The sequence below is a fragment of the Streptomyces sp. NRRL F-5650 genome (assembly GCF_000721365.1).
GTDB lineage: Bacteria > Actinomycetota > Actinomycetes > Streptomycetales > Streptomycetaceae > Streptomyces > Streptomyces ardesiacus.
On sequence record NZ_JOGV01000178.1, the window covers coordinates 1 to 305 of the forward strand.

At 69.2% G+C, this 305-nt stretch carries 1 pseudogene; it reads left to right on the forward strand.

What is annotated here, in order from left to right:
* Positions 1 to 305: pseudogene (locus IG88_RS42215) on the forward strand (hydrogenase expression protein); the annotation flags it as partial.

The window sequence follows — 305 nt, forward strand, 5'->3', positions numbered from 1 at the left end:
CTCACGATCACGGCGTTCACCGAGGTGCGGGCGGAGTTGGTGCCGCCGACGGTGAAGGGGCGGTTCCGGGGGCGTCCGCGGCTGGCGGTGGACAACCTGGGGAACACGAAGGTGACGGCGTCGGTCGCGGGGAGCGACACGGGTGATCATCTGTCGTACGAGATCCGGCCGTCGAACGTGCAGATCGAGCCGGGGCGTGCGGCGTTCGTGGAGGCGACGCTGAAGCCGAAGCGGATCATCTGGTTCGGTGCGAAGGAGGAGCGGCCGTACCAGTTGGCCGTGCGCCGTTCGGGGGTGGATCCCAC